Source organism: Fibrobacter sp., from assembly GCF_017545445.1.
GTDB lineage: Bacteria > Fibrobacterota > Fibrobacteria > Fibrobacterales > Fibrobacteraceae > Fibrobacter.
Map to the genome: position 1 here is coordinate 1 of NZ_JAFWOM010000071.1, position 16,612 is coordinate 16,612.

At 48.0% G+C, this 16,612-nt stretch carries 14 protein-coding genes and 1 pseudogene; 8 read left to right on the forward strand and 7 right to left on the reverse strand.

Annotated elements, in window-relative coordinates:
• Positions 1-193 (forward strand): annotated as a pseudogene (locus IKG78_RS08490) (hypothetical protein); the annotation flags it as partial.
• A gap of 293 nt (positions 194-486) precedes the next feature.
• Positions 487-810, forward strand: coding sequence for a hypothetical protein (locus IKG78_RS08495; RefSeq protein WP_290942302.1), 324 nt, complete (start codon positions 487-489; stop codon positions 808-810).
• Between the two features lie 112 nt (positions 811-922).
• On the opposite strand, the gene IKG78_RS08500 is transcribed toward IKG78_RS08495, so the two are convergent.
• From IKG78_RS08500 to greA, 3 genes are all read right to left on the reverse strand, one after another.
• Positions 923-2,176 (reverse strand): SPFH domain-containing protein, encoded by a 1,254-nt coding sequence (locus IKG78_RS08500; protein WP_290942305.1) that lies wholly within the window; start codon positions 2,174-2,176, stop codon positions 923-925.
• A 730-nt stretch (positions 2,177-2,906) separates the two neighbouring features.
• Positions 2,907-3,875: a DNA polymerase III subunit delta gene (gene holA / locus IKG78_RS08505; RefSeq protein WP_290942307.1), complete on the reverse strand. Its 969-nt coding sequence runs from the start codon at positions 3,873-3,875 to the stop codon at positions 2,907-2,909.
• A 15-nt stretch (positions 3,876-3,890) separates the two neighbouring features.
• Positions 3,891-4,358 carry a transcription elongation factor GreA gene (gene greA, locus IKG78_RS08510; RefSeq protein ID WP_290942310.1) on the reverse strand — a complete coding sequence of 156 codons (468 nt, stop codon included), beginning with the start codon at positions 4,356-4,358 and terminating at the stop codon, positions 3,891-3,893.
• Positions 4,359-4,433: 75 nt separating this feature from the next.
• Between greA and argJ the strand changes: the two genes are divergently transcribed.
• Complete coding sequence (gene argJ, locus IKG78_RS08515) at positions 4,434-5,651, forward strand: bifunctional glutamate N-acetyltransferase/amino-acid acetyltransferase ArgJ (protein ID WP_290942313.1); 1,218 nt, start codon at positions 4,434-4,436, stop codon at positions 5,649-5,651.
• A 488-nt stretch (positions 5,652-6,139) separates the two neighbouring features.
• Complete coding sequence (locus IKG78_RS08520) at positions 6,140-7,315, forward strand: iron-containing alcohol dehydrogenase (protein WP_290942315.1); 1,176 nt, start codon at positions 6,140-6,142, stop codon at positions 7,313-7,315.
• Between the two features lie 421 nt (positions 7,316-7,736).
• Here the strand turns inward: IKG78_RS08520 and IKG78_RS08525 are convergent, their stop codons facing one another.
• Together IKG78_RS08525 and IKG78_RS08530 are read right to left on the reverse strand one after the other, a co-directional pair.
• Positions 7,737-8,651 (reverse strand): FISUMP domain-containing protein, encoded by a 915-nt coding sequence (locus IKG78_RS08525; RefSeq protein ID WP_290942318.1) that lies wholly within the window; start codon positions 8,649-8,651, stop codon positions 7,737-7,739.
• 9 nt (positions 8,652-8,660) lie between these two features.
• A complete protein-coding gene (locus IKG78_RS08530) occupies positions 8,661-9,785 on the reverse strand; it encodes a glycosyl hydrolase family 8 (RefSeq protein ID WP_290942321.1) in 1,125 nt (374 codons plus the stop codon).
• 69 nt (positions 9,786-9,854) lie between these two features.
• On the opposite strand from IKG78_RS08530, the gene IKG78_RS08535 reads away from it, so the two are divergent.
• The 4 genes from IKG78_RS08535 (at position 9,855) to IKG78_RS08550 (ending at position 15,121) form a co-directional block, all read left to right on the forward strand.
• Positions 9,855-10,721, forward strand: a complete 867-nt coding sequence (locus IKG78_RS08535) for an NAD(P)/FAD-dependent oxidoreductase (RefSeq protein WP_290942323.1) — start codon at positions 9,855-9,857, stop codon at positions 10,719-10,721.
• A gap of 471 nt (positions 10,722-11,192) precedes the next feature.
• Positions 11,193-11,978 carry a hypothetical protein gene (locus IKG78_RS08540; protein WP_290942326.1) on the forward strand — a complete coding sequence of 262 codons (786 nt, stop codon included), beginning with the start codon at positions 11,193-11,195 and terminating at the stop codon, positions 11,976-11,978.
• A gap of 33 nt (positions 11,979-12,011) precedes the next feature.
• Positions 12,012-12,587 carry a hypothetical protein gene (locus IKG78_RS08545; protein ID WP_290942329.1) on the forward strand — a complete coding sequence of 192 codons (576 nt, stop codon included), beginning with the start codon at positions 12,012-12,014 and terminating at the stop codon, positions 12,585-12,587.
• Between the two features lie 650 nt (positions 12,588-13,237).
• Positions 13,238-15,121, forward strand: a complete 1,884-nt coding sequence (locus IKG78_RS08550) for a bifunctional diguanylate cyclase/phosphodiesterase (RefSeq protein WP_290942332.1) — start codon at positions 13,238-13,240, stop codon at positions 15,119-15,121.
• 237 nt (positions 15,122-15,358) lie between these two features.
• Here IKG78_RS08550 and IKG78_RS08555 read toward each other — a convergent pair whose 3' ends face one another.
• Positions 15,359-16,192 (reverse strand): TatD family hydrolase, encoded by an 834-nt coding sequence (locus IKG78_RS08555; protein WP_290942335.1) that lies wholly within the window; start codon positions 16,190-16,192, stop codon positions 15,359-15,361.
• 174 nt (positions 16,193-16,366) lie between these two features.
• A partial coding sequence (locus IKG78_RS08560) for a GreA/GreB family elongation factor (RefSeq protein WP_290942337.1) occupies positions 16,367-16,612 on the reverse strand: 246 nt, incomplete at its 5' end.

Consider the following 16,612-nt stretch of genomic DNA (forward strand, 5'->3'; position numbering starts at 1 on the left):
CAGAAGAACACGGGTTGTGGGCTGTTTTCCGGATGGAGAGTCGGCACTGATGCTTGTTTGTGCCAGGCTGAGATACGTTGCGACGAAAGAATGGGGCACCAAGAGGTACCTGAACATGAAGCACCTCTACGAGCATGAAAAGATGCAGGAATATGAAAAGGAAATGAAAAAGGCGAAGGTGGATGTAGCCTAGATCTGATATTGGGACAAACTATTTTTGCGAAAGACCCTTGACACTACCCTTTTGAGTTTTTTTGTGAAAAGTTCTTTCACTGTTTTTACTGGTGGACGCAGTAGCCTTCTTTGTATTCAACAGGTAAGCAGGAAATCAGCATATTTGATGGTGCTAAATTGAAAACTTTGTCTTTGAATTTGACGTATTTATATTCTGTTTTATTAGGAACTTTGAAGGTGAGGCTTCTGTAGCAGGTGCATTCGGACTTTGATTGTATGTTTGCGTATGATATAAACAGGGTATCTTGGGTTATGTTTAAGGCTACATCGGCAGAGATTTCGCAAAAATCGCGAATCGAAAGTGTTAAGTTTGTGCAACCGGCGCAATCACCGATATATACCGCATCATTCGGATTGTTGCGATTAAGATATATTTTAGAATCTTTGGCGGATTCTAAAGAGTCTTTGCATTGCATTCGGGTGACTGAAGAGTATAAAGTTGGATTTTTTTCTTCTGACGTTGTTGGCGCGGATGAGGTTGATTCATTACATCCGGCAACGAATAAAATTGATGCCAAAAGACAAAATTTGCTAATTGTGGCCTTCGTTATAATCATAAGCTTATCAAATTTGTAGATAAATTGTGTTTGTATAAATTTAATATATAAAAATTCTGTATTAAAATTCTGTAAACGCAAATAATTCCGCCTCGATGGGCGGGACTTTTGTTTTTTAAACTTTTATGCGTTTACTTCGACAGCTTCTCAGTAAGTCCCATGAGCATGTTCAAGCCTACTGCGTCCATGGCTGTGCTTGCGCCGCCCTTGGAGTCGCCCGTCATCATGATTTCCGGGACGAGCGGGTGTGCGGACTTGGCGAGCGCTTCTGCAACGCCGACTTTTGTCTTGTAGTCCCATTCGGCGCGTTCTTGCGGAGTCAAACCTGCGCTGACGAGAGCCCTGTTGGCGGCTGCTTCAGCTTCTTTTTCGGCTTTGATTTTCTTAGCAACTTCGAGAGCCCTCAACGCTTCGAGGCGGGCCACTTCCTGTTCCTTCTGAGCTTGGAGAACGGCCACGTCGCGTTCCTTTTCGGCCTGCGTCACAGCCTTGATCTTTTCCACTTCCTGATCGGCCTTGGCTTGTGCGATACGTGCCTTACCTTCGGCTTCGGCGGTGATGGCGGCCTGCTTTGCGGTTTCTGCTGCCGTAGCGTTTGATACGCGCTTCATTTCGCGGTCCTTCACGATGTCGAGCTGCTGTTGAGCTTTCTGATCGAGGCGGACGTTCTGGATTTCGAACTGCACCACTCTGATGCCGTAAAGACGGAGTGCGGAGGGCTTTGTCAAGATGCGGTTGCCATTCGAGTCCAGTTTCAGTTTCGTTACTTTGTATTCTTGCGTTTCGGCTTTCTTGATAATCTTTCCTTCGGAATCGAACTCGTCTTCGCCGGCTTTTTCGGTTAGCACTTCGATTGTGGTGAGGTATTCGCCTTCGGTGAGCTGGTCTTCGGCAATTCTTCTGAATTCAGCAATCTTTGTCACTTTGGCTTCTTCGGCGGTGAAGAGCGGTGCGGTTTTCCTAACAGCCGAAAGCACGGAGTTTCGGACAAGGTCATGCTTGAGTTTTTTGTCGGAACGTTGTTCGCGATGAATCTTCACGAGGTCATCGCAGTCCGTCGGGAGCTGGTATTTGAGGTAGCCGCTAATTTCGGCGTTTGCGTTTCGGGAAAGCGTTACGGAAATGTCGTCCTCGTCGTCGTCACCGCCTTCCCAGCCTTCGCCTTTGACTTTTTCGGTGGATGAATTGAAATAGAAGTCCTTGGTTCTGTCGTAGGAGTAGATGCTGGCAAATCCTTTGAAGTAGAACCCGGCGTGGTCGATACAGGAGAGCGTGCCGAACGGAGACTGCTTGACGAGCAGCTGTGTCGCGCTATTGTAGCCGATATTGCACTTGAACAAAACAATTGCGAGGATGACGATTCCCGCGACGATTCCCGCTTTCATGTAATTTTTTGGGGGTTGTGTTTTGGATTGTATGTTGGTAGGTGTTTTGGTTGGCGATTCCATTGGAAGTTCCTTCTTTTGTTTATGCGATAAATATAAATATAAAATGTGTTTCTTGTTGGCCCTTATAAGACCGACTTGTGCCGATGCCCTTGTTTAGTAAAAGCTTCTATGTCTATTTTATGTTGAAAAAATGGTTTTGCTTGTTTTTCCCACATGTAAAAACCATATATTTTGTTGTATTACATACTAAATCGGAAAAATGCGGTTTTTATATGTAAAAATGGGTGAAAAATTTCCCCAAAATGCATAAAAAACGCCCCACATTGCCTTATGGGGGTGAAAAATGAATCAAAACAGCCCTTTTGGATACAAAAATTACATATAAAACTCGCAAAAATCGCATTTTAGTATGTAATGAATAAAGTAATTGTTTTTCAATTACATACTAAAAGGAAGAAATTTGTTTTTAGTATGTAAAATATGCACTGAATTTGGCCAACAAACTCCATAATTTGGATGGAGTCTCCAAAATTGACCGGAATGATCGCGTGAACGCCAGTCCCGAAATCATAAAATCGCTGCACATCGAGGGTGCTCGTGTTGTTGAAAATTCAATTATATGCGATTCTACTTCGCGCGGTCGGTTGCGTAGGCTTTTTCGTTTTATGTCATACTGAACGGCGAAAAGCCGTGAAGTATCCAGTGATGTAATCTGAAAAATGCTTGGCTAGCGCACCACAAGCGCGGCGAGGGCGAGTTCCTGGCTCATGCGGGTGGGGCATTTGCCACTTTTCATTTCGTAATTGAGGTCGGCGAGGCGGCGCAGCACGCGAATAAGGAGCGGCTTACGCCAGCGGCGGCAGCATTCGGCGGCTTGGCCTTTCTTGACGAACATGTAGTAGTTCTTGCCGATTTTCTTGGCAGCTTCTTCGGGTGAAACGCCTTTTGCGGTAAGCGAGGCGTAGTTCAAGAGCGAGAGCGCGTAGCTGTAGAGCGTGTTGGAAATGCGGATGGCATCCACGCCGCTATTCAAAAGTTCGTTCAGCTTCTGGACGTAGGCTTTGGCGTCTTGCATCCCGAAGAACCCTTCGATTTCGTAAGTCGGGATGTCGCGCTGGGAGACGACCATCGTTTTCACGAGGTCGAGGGTAATCTTTTTGCAGTCCGGTGCGTAAAGGAGAATTTTATCGACTTCTTCGCACACGAGCTTGGTGTCGTTGCCGAGTGCTTCGGCGAGGTATTGCGATGCCGCAGGTTCTATCGCCTTGTTGAAGTGCGTCGGGACGACGGCGGAAATCCAGTCGGCCATTTCGTACTGCTTCGGCACGTCGTACTTTTCGACTTTGCAGACTTTCGAGAGCGCCTTGTAGAGTTCGCTACTGGCGAGGAGCGTTTCGAAGTCAAAGAGCACTTTGCCGCTTGCCGCATGGGGAATCCATTTGGCGATTGCCTTGCAATCGTCGGCTTTCATGGCTTCGGCCTTGCGTACGACGATGACCTGTTCCGGCGAGAACATCGACACGGAATCGCACGCTTCGATGATGACATCGGAGATGGAGGCGATGTTGGTGTCGGTGGCGTACAGCACCTGCTTGGCCATCGGATCAGAAATCCGGTCGCCAAGAGTTTCAGCGAGGAATTTCTCGATTCGCTTGTCCTTGCTGAACTGGTCTTTGCCGATGAGCGTTACGAACATGGAATGTTAGTTGGATTACTTGAAATCGATGATTTCGAACTGATTCTTGCCCTTCGGGGTCACGACTTCGACGACATCGCCACGCGTTTTGCCCATGAGGGCTGCACCAATCGGGCTCTTGAAGCTGATTTTGCCGTTGAGGGCGTCGGCTTCTTCGGGGGAGACGAGCTGGTAGACGATGTCGCGCTTGGTCTTCAAGTTCTTGGCCGTGACGGTAGCACCGAACTTGATGGTGTTGGAATTCGTATCAAAAGCAATCACCTGGGCACGGGCGAGCTGGTCCTGGAGTTTTGGCATTTCGATGTTGTCGATAGCGGCGAGGCGCTCCTTGGCGGCATGGTATTCTGCGTTTTCGCTCAAATCGCCTTGTGCACGGGCATCAACTAATTCTTGAAGTACGCGGGGACGTTCAACATTTTTTAAATTTTCAAGGTCCTTAACGAGCTTGTCGTAAGCCTCTTGTGTAAACATGATCTTTTCCATGCTCTATAAGGTAAAAATTTTAACGGGCGTTGCGAACCCCGAATCGCAAAGAAAGCTTCTTTTTTAGGAGATACTATGTACACTGTATTGGAAAAAGGCGGCGTTTGCTCCCCCAAGGGCTTTACCGCATCTGGAATTTGCGCCGGAATCAAGGCCAGCGGCAATGCCGATATGGCTCTTCTCAAGAGCGAAAAGGCTGCCCGCTGCTTCGCCGTTTTTACCACCAATAAGGTGAAGGCCGCCCCGGTCCTTTACGACAAGGCTGCCCTCGAACATGCCCACTTTGCCTCCGCCGTGATTGTGAACAGCGGTAACGCCAACGCTTGCACGGGCGAAAAGGGCTATGCCGATGCCGAACGCATGGCTGTGCTCACCGAAGAAGCCTTGAAGCTTACGCCGAAGAGTGTGCTTGTTTGCAGCACGGGTGTGATTGGCCACTTGATGCCGATGGACAAGATTGAAGCCGGCATCCCGAAGCTCGTGGAAAAACTCCACGAAGATGCTTCCGAAGAATTTGGCCGCGCTATCCTCACGACGGACCTTGCACTCAAGAGCCATGCCGTAGAAATCAAGACGGAAAAGGGCGTAGTGACAATCGGTGGCGCCTGCAAGGGCTCTGGCATGATCCACCCGAACATGGCGACGATGCTTGCCTTCATTACGACCGACCTTGCTTTGCCGATTGACTTCTTTGCTGAATTCCGTGCCGACATTGCAGATTCCTTCAACGCGATTACGGTTGATGGCGACACCAGTACGAACGACACTTGCATCATGCTTGCTAATGGCATGAGCGGCATCAAGTACGAAGACCTCTCGCTCAGCGAACAGGGCGAATTCCGAACAGCACTCATGCTTGTGATGCGGAGCCTCGCCAAGGATATCGTCCGCGACGGCGAAGGTGCTACGAAGCTCATTGAACTCCGCATCGAAAAAGCGGAAAGCCACGAAGAAGCTCTCCGCATGGCCCGTTTCATCGGAACGTCGAACCTCGCCAAGTGCGCTATGTTCGGTGAAGACCCGAACTGGGGACGTATCCTCAGCAGTGCTGGTTCTAGCGGCTGCAACATGGTCGCCGAACACACGGACCTCTACTTCGGTGAAGTCAAGGTGCTCGAAGGTGGCCGTCCGGTACAGCTGGATGAAAAACAAGTGGCTGCACTGCATGCCGTGGTTCGTCAGCGTGAATACAAAGTAACGCTCGTGCTGAACATCGGCCAAGCTTCTGCAAGCGCATTTACTTGCGACTTGAGCTACGGCTACGTGAAAATCAACGCAGAATATACGACCTAATCGGCTAGAGTTAATAAGAACTTTAAGAAGCCGATTATCTCGCACACACGCCTCGTTGATACGAGGCGTTTTATGCTCACGGCACAACGTAGTAGGAAGTAGGCAGTAGACAGTGTTTGTCTAAAACGGTCATTCTCGACCCTGGAGAGCTTTGCTCGATAGGGGAGGGAATCCAGTGATTATCTAATTAGAGTTGTCATTGCGAGGCGAGAGTCGCCGAAGCAATCTCTAGTGGCATTGTCATCCCGCACTTGTTGCGGGATCTCTTTTTTAAAATTCCTCGGTTATGCCGAGGATGTTTTATGTTAAGATGTTTTCAAGAATGTCGTTAAGGGGTTTGCGGAAGTGTGTTTCTTTCTGTGAACGGCTTTTTTGCAAAAATCCTGCTTTCGGACGGGATTTCTTGTATTTTTATAAAACAAAATTTTATGCAGCCGTTTATCATGTCTGCGAAGGCGGGCATCTCCGGTTTGATAATAGGATGGAATATGGATAACTTTAATTTCTACAGCCCCACGGAATTTGTATTTGGTAAAGACCGCGAAAACGAATGCGGTGAACTCGTTAAAAAGTATGGCGGCACGAAGGTGCTGATTCATTACGGTGGTGGCTCTGCGGTGCGTTCCGGTTTGATTGACCGCGTTAAGGCATCGCTCAATGCTGCGGGCGTTTCATTTGTGGAACTCGGTGGCGTGAAGCCGAATCCGCGTGATACCTTGATTTACAAGGGCATCGAAATGGTGCGTGCAAACGATGTTGATTTCATCCTTGCTGTGGGCGGAGGCTCCGTCATTGATAGCTCTAAGGGCATTGCTGTGGGCGCGCTCTACGATGGCGATTTCTGGGACTTTTATGCGAAAAAGTTGCCAGTCACGAAGGCTCTCCCGATTGGCGTGGTGCAGACGATTGCTGCCGCAGGTTCCGAAGGCAGTGGCGATTCTGTTGTGACAAAAGAAGAGGGGATGCTCAAACGCGACATTGGTTCTGACGTGATTCGCCCGAGATTTGCGGTGCAGAATCCGGCATTGCTCTGCACGTTGCCGCCTTACCAAACGGCTTGCGGCATTACGGACATCATGGCGCATGTGTTTGAACGCTACTTCACGAATACTATGGAAGTCGAAACGACGGATCGCCTTTGCGAAGCTTTACTCATCACGATGCTCAAGGAAGGGCCGCGCGCCATGGCCGAACCCGACAATTACGAAGTTCGTGCGAACATCATGTGGGCCGGTACGGTAGCACACAATGGCCTTGTGGGTTGCGGGCGCAGTCAGGACTGGAACAGCCACGCGATTGAACATGAACTCTCGGGACTTTACGACTGTGCTCATGGTGCTGGCCTCGCGGTGATAATGCCGGCATGGATGGAATACGTGGTTGACCATAATGTGATGCGTTTTGCTCAGATGGCAACCCGCGTGTTTGGCTGCCAGATGAACTTCGAAAACCCGAAAGCGACAGCGCTCGAGGGCATCAAGGCGTTCCGCCGCTTCTTGCATTCTATCGGCATGCCGATTAACTTCGCCGAACTCGGCGCGAAAGAAGAAGACATTCCGACGCTTGTCGAAAAGCTGAATCCGGGCGACGGCTGGGGATTCGTACCGCTCAAGGCCAAGGATGTGACCGCGATTTACGCCATTGCGGCTCATGCGAAGCTGTAGTTTTTCGATTTGGTAAGCCCTAAAATCCGAAAAAGTGCTACCAAATGTCGAAAAAATCGTAATTTGGTAATACAAAATTTGAATAAATTAATGAAAAATAACTGAATTATGAATTTATCTGTTCATTTTGTGTTACCAAAAATGTCAAAAAAGCTGATTTGGTAGCATAAAAAATGGATTCAAACTCAAGTTTTGTTTGAATAAAGTAAAAAATGTGTTACCAAAATGAGCAAAAAGTTGAATTTGGTAGCACAAAATCGCGAAAACAACGCCTTAAACAGTCTGTCTTTGCTGTTTTACCGCTATTCTTGCGAAAACAACGCCTCGGTTTTACCGAGGCGTTTTGCATTGGAACCTCTAGCCGCAGGCCACAGAGCTTTGCCTAATGACCACTGACCATCGACTATTGATCAATAACTAACTAGTCCTTCAAGCAGCGGAGGCTGGCACCGAATTCGGGGTCGAACTGTTCGAACTTGGCAAAGTCCTTGTCGTGGAAGAACACGAGAACTTCGCCTTCGCTTGTCCAGAAGTAGGCTTTTTTGCCGGCTTCTTCGAATTTGCGTTCTTTTATAGGTACGTCGCTCTTGGCAAAGTGCGCACCGCCAGCTTTTGCTCCGAATCCCAGGTCATCCTTGCCGTTACCGAAAATGGGAGAGTCCGGCTTGATCGGATCCCAGCCGTAGCCAGCCTTGAGGGCGACACCCGGTTTTTTACCGGCGACTTTGAGGAGCTTTTGCCATTCGGCTTTGCTTGGCATGTGGAAACCTTCGAGGCAGGCCTTCTTGGCGTTTTCAAAGTTATAGAGACGGCCCCAGTGATTGCACTGTGCACAAATTGCACCTGATGCGGTGGCGAAGTTCATGTTTTCTGCAGTCCAAAGCTGGTCGCCGATGACAATCCATTCGTAGGAATTTCCGTCACGCGGGTCCTTGTAGCTGCCGCTTGTGGCGGGGGAGCCGTCTTCATTGTACGTTTCGCCAAAAGCGATTTGCTTATTTTGTTTGTACGGGGCTTTGGAGGCAACCTTGCCATTCTTGTGGTAGCGGATGACCGTGCCTTCGATGTAGCCGTTTGCATAAGGCAGTTCCGACTGCGGCGTGCCGTCCTTGTAGAATTCCTTGGTAAGGCCTTCGCGGCGGTCATTTACGAAATTCGATTCTCGCTTGAGCGTACCGTCTTCGTAGTATTCCTTTTCGATGCCTTCCTTCTTGTCGTTGACATAGGTGGCTTCGAAGCGGACGTTCCCGTTCGGGTATTTTTCAACTCGAACATCGTCGCATGCGGTCAAGGCCAAAGAGCCAGCCGCGATGAATAGAATGAATGGAAGTTTCATGCGTACTCCTTATAGTGTGATTTTTCCCGCTGTCGCGAGAAGCCCAATCATGTATAGCATCCCATCGTAATAGCGCCAAAAACGGTAAGGCACGGAGAGCGCTGCAAGCTTTTTTACGAACGGCGTGATGAGCGGATCGTTCGTGGGCAGCACTTGCGTGGCGGCGGCATTCATGGCGATAAGCCCTGGAGTTGCGTTTCGGCCTTGGTGCGGATAGGGGCCTCCGTCGATGGCGTAATCCGAGAGGTAGGGGTCGCAGTTCAGGAAAAATTTCAGAATGCGTTCGCAGAGTTCTTTTTCTCTCTCGTCTCCACGGAAAATGGAGTAGTCGAGGCTCAAGTTTAGGGCGACACGCCAAGCGTCACCGCTGAAGTTGTTGCTTTCGGGGAACCAAGGCATGGCCTTGGGAGTACCGTCATATTCGGAGTAGTCGGGGCAGAGCCCAGTGACCGGGTGCGCTGTTTTCTGCAAAAAGTCAATGCTTGCCTGTGCGACCTCGAACCATGAGTTGTCGCCCGTAGCTTCTGCGAACATGCGGTAGAACGCCATGGTGTGGTAGCTGGGGTCGGTAAACTCGTTGCCATACACGGGCGAAAACTTGACGAGCTTGTTTTCGGGGTTGATGATGGGGCCGACAAGATCGCTTGGAGCTTTGTACTTGATGTCGGTGATGAGTTGCACTGCGTCGCGGCGGAGGTCGTCGCGGTTGAACCTTTGTGCTGCAATCAGGAGCGCTGCGGCAAAGTATTCTTCGCTATCTGGAGCGGAACCCGGATCGATCATGGAAAAATCAGTGGTGCTGACTTGCCATGAAAAATATCCCTTGTGCGGACCGTCGTTGTTGCGTATAAAACGTTTTGTAAAATTCCAAAGCTTGTCGAACGTCTCTTCGTGGTCGGTCAGGGCGGCAAGGAACATGCCGTAGCTCATGCCCTCGGAGCGGATTTCGTCGTGCCCGATATCGATAATGTAGGCCATGCTGTCGGAGGCCTCGAAATAGATTCGTTCATCTATCGGGTCTCCTTCAAAAAGTTTGCTATAGGCATTTTGAATAAGCTGGTCCGCAAAATTGGGACCATATCCAGCCTCTACAAATAAGTCGCGCGTCGGGTAGCGTTGCAACATCGTACTCATGTTCAAAAAATCCATCTCTATGATACCATTTAAAATAAATAAATTCGTATCTTTTGGTTGGAGGTTCTTATGTCTGATATATTGATTTTAGGTTATGGCCCGGCTGGAGTGTCAGCGGCTCTTTACGGTCTGCGAGCAGGACTTGACGTTCAACTTGTAGGGAAGGACGTAGGTGCGCTTGCAAAGGCTCATAAAATTGAAAATTATTTTGGTTTGAAAGAACCGATGACGGGGGCCGAACTCGCCGAAGTCGGGAAAAAACAGGCTCTTGCACTAGGTGCTGAAATTGTTGACGATGAGGTGACTGATCTCATGTTTGACGGTTTCGGTTTTGTGGCGACCGGCTTGAACGGAACGTACCGTGGAAAGGTCTGCGTGATGGCGACGGGTGCCGCTCGCAAGAAGACTCCGATTCCCGGCATGGCAGAAATGGAAGGCCACGGCGTGAGCTACTGCGCCGTTTGCGATGCGTTCTTTTATCGTAAAAAGGATGTCGCTGTGCTTGGGTCGGGCGAATACGCTTTGCACGAAGTAAATGAACTTTTGTCTGTAGCAGGTAGCGTTACGCTTTTGACGAACGGCATGGACGTGACTGCGACGTTCCCTGATAACGTAAAGGTTGATACCCGCAAGATTACGGGACTCAAGGGGGCGGGGCAATTTGAAGGCGTGCGATTTGATGATGGCCTTGAAGCCAATTTTGACGGCATGTTCGTGGCTATGGGCAGTGCGAACGCTACGGACTTGGCGCTCAAGGCAGGTGCCGCGTTCGATGCAGGGAAACTCGTGCTCGACAAGGATTTCCAGACAACAGTTCCGGGGCTTTTTGCTGCCGGCGACTGCACGGGCGGAACGCTCCAGGTCGCAGTAGCCGTGGGCGAGGGCGCCATCGCAGGCCTTGCCGCGATAAAGTACCTGAGGGAACATAGAACTTAGACGAAAGAACGGACCTGCGGTCCTACAGACGAGAGACGAATGAATATTAGACTTTTTTGTCTCTCGTCTCGGACTTTTTCCCTGCGTTGTCATCCCCGTGACCTGTGCTGAGCCTGTCGAAGTAAGGCGGGGATCTCCTTACACGGTTCCCTTCGCGTTTGTCATCCCGGACTCCGTTCACTTTGACTACTTGCAGCTATGCTGCTTAGTAGTCATGGTCCGCGAAAGGGGACGGGATCTCCTTACACAGAACCCCTCGCAGATACGGCTCTTATTGCATTCACTCATACCCCATATCTCTAACCACTAACCACTGCCTACTGCGGCCCTGCCACCCTTTCGTCTATAGTCTCTCGTCTAAAAATGCGTCGCATTACTTTACTTACGAATCCAGATAAATGCAATTTGCATTGTCCGCTGTGTTTTTTGAACCAGTGCTCACAAGTCTGTCGCAAGTTTGGCATGGGTGAGATGCCTTACGCAGTCGCACGTGCAGCGATTGAAAAGTATGCCGCGGAACTCGATGCATCGGGCAAACGCATTTTGCAAGAAGTCATTCCTTCGACGATGGGGGAGCCGCTGCTCTATTCGCATTTCGACGAACTGCTTGAACTATGCCGCACGCTTGGGATTCCGCTGAACTTGACGACGAATGGAACGTTTCCCGGAAAGTGGGGGAACGAAGCCGGAATGGCTACGCTGCTACATGCGTGTAGCGACATAAAGGTGAGCCATTTGGCATCGGAACAATTTGACGGCTGGAAAGCGAACGTCGAAAAGTTGCTGAACGTACGGAATTCTATTTCGGACGAGACGCTTGTAAAATCAACACCGAATAAGAAAAATGCAAAAATTGCGACGATTTCGTTGCAAGTGACTTTGCATCGAAAAAACTTGAAAACCGTGCCGGAACTCATAACGTGGGCTTCATCAATCGGGGTTGACCGTATCAAGTGGAATCCCGTTGTGTTCTTAAGCGTTGCTCCGCAAGAACTCCGTGAAATGTTTGAAATTGATGAATCTCTGCTAGAACCGCTGCGTAAAGAGCTAAAAACGGGAGTGTTTTCTGCCTTGAATGTGAAGTATGATGGTAGTTTGTTCTTTGAAAATGCTACTGACCATTGCGCCGTTGGTGGAAAACGTGGTTCTTGCCCGTTTGCAGATGAAGTTTGGGTTTGGCCTGATGGTCATGAAGACCATTGCCCAAATCCAGAAAAACGCTATGTAAATAAAAAAACTGTGTGTTATTTTGTTTAGTTTTATTATATTATTTGCAGTGGAGGTGTGTAAATGAAAAAAGTTTTAGTTTATTTGTTTATTGCAGCTGCTTTTTGTTTTGCTCAAACAAGTGAAAATGATGGCAGTCTCGTTGAAAAATCGGTACAAACAGAATCCGTTGATGGACTTAAAAACATGTTTGACTATAATTACGATGCGGATAGTGCTAGATTTTATGTGGAAAAAGCTTACAAGCATAGGTATAAAGAGGATAAACAAAGAAATACTTCTACGGTTTTCTTTATTGTTGGCGGTGCGTTAGCCATAGGTGGGGGTGCTTTAATTACTTATGGTGCTTTAAATTTGGATAGCGATCGCGAGTTTGCAAAACAACATCCTGATGATGGAGCTCCGACTGCTTCGGGATTAGCAATTGTTTTTGGTTCGATATCTGCTGTAGTTGGTGGTGCTGGTGTAGCGATGGGTTTTGTTTTTAGAAGGTTAGCGAAAAAGAATGGGGCTAAAGCTGAGATGTTTGAGCAAAAGGCTAGTCATTTCAAGAATCACCAAAGTGTTCGTTTAGATGTTGCACCGATTGTGGACCCTGTTTGTGGTCGGCTTGGCGCGATAGCAGTGCTTGGATTTTGATGTAATGATTTCGAGCAAAATGCTGTGTAAACAAAAAATTTGCATAACTGGAGCTATTTTTTACATTTGAGAGTGGTTTAATAGCGTGTAGCTCCCCAAAAAATTACGAAATTTTACATCATTTGTGTCTGATAAGAATATAAATTTCACCAAAAATTTTTTTGTGATTATTTGCACACGAAAAAGATTTTTGTGTAGAAAATTGCTGTGATTATAGTCACAAAATCCGCGCCGTTGCTGAATTTCATTACGATTTGTTGTTATTTTATTTTTCTTTTTACAACGAAAAATTTTCATTTTTTTTGATTTATTGATTTTTTGAAAATTTTATGCTATATTGAGTTATAGAACTTGGAGGGGCACTTGCGAAAAAAATTGCAAGTGTCCTTATTGTTTAACATAAAACCTATTCCAACTTGGAATACTAGGACTTGGAGTAAAAAAATCATTACTAATTTGTTTCATATCGTCCATTTGGGAATATTTCTTGTTATTTTAAGTGTAATTAAAAAGATTGGGTTGTCATGAGATTATTTGATGAACATGTGGTGCTTCGCTTTGCTATCCTGTTAGCATGCATCTTATTTGCAGAAACGATCCCTAGTATTCTGAATTTTAACGATCGGGTTTTTAGCTTTGTACCCTATTTTATGGCTATTATATTTTTAGCCTATGTTGCTCTTTTTTACAAATTCCCATCGGACCGCAATAAAAAAATTCGCAACGATGTGGAAATTCCGGAGCCTAAGGTTGTTGAACCTATTCGCGATTTGAAAAAAGATCTCCTTGAAAAAGACGAAATGTTCCAGATGATGATTGATGTCGCATCGGATGGATTCTGGACTTTTGATGTGGCGACGGGGAAGGTTTATTGGTCGAACCGTATTGCCAAACTGCTTGCCGCTGAAACTTCTACCCTTGAAGATTCGTTTGAACCCCTGAAAAATCGTGTTATCGAAAGCGATTGGAATGTTTTCCGTGAGCAACTCAACAAGGCTTTGCAGGCGGCTGGGACGTTCTCTTGCAATTTAACGTTGCTCGATGCCGCCAAGAATAATGTGAAACTTGTGATTAGCGGTCGTGTCCAGTGCAACGAAACTGGGCACCCGATTCGTGTGATTGGTTCCTTAGCGGAATCGGCGGTTCATAAGTCTAGCGAATTTGAAAATTACAATAATGTTTATCAAGATGCTCTGACGGGCGTTTATAACCGCAAGTATTTCCTCGAAAAGCTTAAAAACGATGTTGATATGGCGGCAAAACGCCCCGATTATGTTTTTGCGGTCGCTCTCTTGGATATTGATAGCTTTGGCGCCATTAATGCTTCTTATTCCATCAAGATTGGTGATAACGTTCTCCGTACGATTGCGGACCGTCTTAAATCCGTTGACCGTCCGGACGATTGTGTCGCTCGTATTGGGCCGGACGTGTTTGCGATTATTTTGCATAACATCCAGAGCCGCGATCCGAATGACGACTTGATTCCGCTTGTTCGCAATATTCATAATAAGGTAAAAGCGCCGATTCCTCTGGAAGGCAAGGATTTGTACATCAGCGTTTCGATGTCCATTGTCATCAATCAGGATGTCGATTGTGTTGAGGATATTCTTGCAAACGCGAACGCGAGCCTTCGCGATATGAAGAAGGGTATCAACCATGGCGGTATCCAGTTCTTTAGCGGCGGCATTCGCGAAAAGGCGATGAAGCTTTACAAGCTCGAATTCGAAATTCGCAGGGCTATCCAGGCTCAAGAATTTGTGCTGATGTACCAGCCGATTGTCGATATTAGGGCGGGCAACAAGATTGTGGGCTTTGAAGCGCTTGTGCGCTGGAACCAGTCGGAACGCGGCATCATTTCACCGGCGGAATTCATCCCGATTGCAGAAGAAACGGGGCTTATTGTGCCGATGGGCGCGCTCATCTTGCGAATGGCGTGCAAGCAGACGAAGCAATGGGTCGATATGGGATTCAAGGACATCCAGGTGGCGGTGAACTTCTCCGCAAAACAGTTCTCGATGGATTCCATGGTCGAAGACGTGCGTCGCGTGCTGACGGAAACGAATTTGAATCCGCGTAACTTGAAGCTTGAAATCACGGAATATACTGCAATGAGCGAAGCCGACAAGACGATTGAAATTATGCGAGCCCTTTCGAACATGGGCATCCAGATTTCGATTGATGACTTTGGCACGGGCTATAGTTCGCTTTCGTACTTGAAGCGTTATCCGGTGCATACGCTCAAGATGGACAAGTATTTCGTGGATCACGTGGCGGATAATGAAGAAGATGCTTCGTTTGCCCGCATGGTGATTGGCATTGCAAGGTCTTTGAATTTGGATCTTATTGCAGAAGGTGTCGAAACCAAGGAGCAGCTGGACTTCCTTTATCGTGAAGGTTGCCGCTTGATTCAAGGGTTCTACTTCAGCAAGCCGCTCAATACTGAAATGGCTCTAGAGTACATGAGGGATCATTACTACGTCCCGACTCAAGGAACGATGTCGGAAAAAGCTGAAGTTGTAGAAGTAAAGGCCTAAAAGCAAAAGTTGTCCCCGATTGTCATTCTGGACTCTTTTGAACTGTCATCCCAGACTCCGTTCCGGGATCTCCTTTTTATGAAGAATTGGAGTCGCCTGCTGTTTTGAACAGTCATCCCTGACACATTTGACTTGTCATCCCGGACCCCGTTCCGGGATCTCCTTTTTTATTATAATATAGATGCGTTTTGGAATAAACGTTGTCAATGCGAACGTCGCGAAAAACGCCTTCGTCTATTATACGCCGTAACACTTCTTTGTGTTTTCGCGGCAGTGCTTGTAGATATCCTCTACGGGCACGTTTTTTATTTCGGCGAGTTTGTCGGCGATGAACGGAATATAGCCGGAATGGTATGGCTTGCCTCGGAAGGGGACGGGTGCCATGTAAGGGGAGTCTGTCTCCAGGAGCATTTGTTCTAACGGAACGAGCGCTGCTGCGTCGCGGACGCTTTGGGCGTTGTTGAACGTGACGATTCCCGTGAATCCGACGAAGATGTTCGCGTCTAGCGCAAGGAGCTGTTCGACGAATTCTGGCGTGCCGGTAAAGCAATGAACGTGAACGTTGCGGTTGTGCAAACTGGCCGTACGAAGTACGGCTAGGGCGTCGTCATCGGCTTCGCGGAGGTGGAGTACGAGAGGCTTGCCGCTTTCGATGCCGAGCTGCAAATGGCGTTCAAAAAGTTTAACTTGTGCTGCTTTTGTCTCTGCTCCGTAATGGTAATCGAGACCGAATTCTCCGCAGGCGACGCACTTCGGATGCTTCAAAAATTCAAGCATTCGAGCTTCGTCTTCGGCGGTCTCTGTTTCGACGTATTCGGGATGGATGCCGTAAGCGGTATAGACGTTATCGTATTTTTCGCTGAGCGTGCGTGCGTAATCGAAATCTGCTGGGTCGCAAGCGACGTGGATAAACGCTTCGGGTTGTGTAATTTTGGAGGCTGCCGCTTTTTCTTTGGCAGAACTGAGAACGCTGGCGAAGCTTGATGTGCGGAATCGCTCGAGTAGCGTGTTGAATGATTCGCCCGCATGGCGTTCGTAAGAATCAATATGACAATGAGTATCGATGAACATTGTTTAGTAGGAAGTAGACAGTAGGAAGTGATTTGCTATCGGAATGGTCATCCTCGAAGCGAAGCGTAGGGAATCCATTATTTCTCGTATCTGTGTTTACGACGGAATCCTACGTAAATTTATAAACCTTATGGATCCCCTCCCTAACGGACGAGGATGACGAATTGTAGGGTTTTAATAACTGACTTCTAATATCTCGTAAATGATCTTTCCGCGGGGGGCTTGGACTTCTACGGTGTCGCCGGCTTTTTTGCCTTGCAAGGCTTCGCCGATGGGGGACTTCATGCTGATGCGGCCCTGGAGTGGGTCGATTTCCTTGTCGCCGACGATGCTATAGACTTTTTCGCGTTTGGTCTTCTTGTCGAGCATCTTGACTGTGACGCCAAAGCGGATGGAACCGTCCTTGGTGGCTGCGTTTTC

Bases quoted from the DNA above. Each gene is read 5' to 3' on its own strand.
- IKG78_RS08495 (WP_290942302.1), top strand. From the start codon at position 487: ATGTTTAAGGCTACATCGGCAGAGATTTCGCAAAAATCGCGAATCGAA.
- IKG78_RS08500 (WP_290942305.1), bottom strand. From the start codon at position 2,176: ATGAAAGCGGGAATCGTCGCGGGAATCGTCATCCTCGCAATTGTTTTG.
- holA (WP_290942307.1), bottom strand. From the start codon at position 3,875: ATGTTCGTAACGCTCATCGGCAAAGACCAGTTCAGCAAGGACAAGCGA.
- greA (WP_290942310.1), bottom strand. From the start codon at position 4,358: ATGGAAAAGATCATGTTTACACAAGAGGCTTACGACAAGCTCGTTAAG.
- argJ (WP_290942313.1), top strand. From the start codon at position 4,434: ATGTACACTGTATTGGAAAAAGGCGGCGTTTGCTCCCCCAAGGGCTTT.
- IKG78_RS08520 (WP_290942315.1), top strand. From the start codon at position 6,140: ATGGATAACTTTAATTTCTACAGCCCCACGGAATTTGTATTTGGTAAA.
- IKG78_RS08525 (WP_290942318.1), bottom strand. From the start codon at position 8,651: ATGAAACTTCCATTCATTCTATTCATCGCGGCTGGCTCTTTGGCCTTG.
- IKG78_RS08530 (WP_290942321.1), bottom strand. From the start codon at position 9,785: ATGAGTACGATGTTGCAACGCTACCCGACGCGCGACTTATTTGTAGAG.
- IKG78_RS08535 (WP_290942323.1), top strand. From the start codon at position 9,855: ATGTCTGATATATTGATTTTAGGTTATGGCCCGGCTGGAGTGTCAGCG.
- IKG78_RS08540 (WP_290942326.1), top strand. From the start codon at position 11,193: ATGCCTTACGCAGTCGCACGTGCAGCGATTGAAAAGTATGCCGCGGAA.
- IKG78_RS08545 (WP_290942329.1), top strand. From the start codon at position 12,012: ATGAAAAAAGTTTTAGTTTATTTGTTTATTGCAGCTGCTTTTTGTTTT.
- IKG78_RS08550 (WP_290942332.1), top strand. From the start codon at position 13,238: ATGGCTATTATATTTTTAGCCTATGTTGCTCTTTTTTACAAATTCCCA.
- IKG78_RS08555 (WP_290942335.1), bottom strand. From the start codon at position 16,192: ATGTTCATCGATACTCATTGTCATATTGATTCTTACGAACGCCATGCG.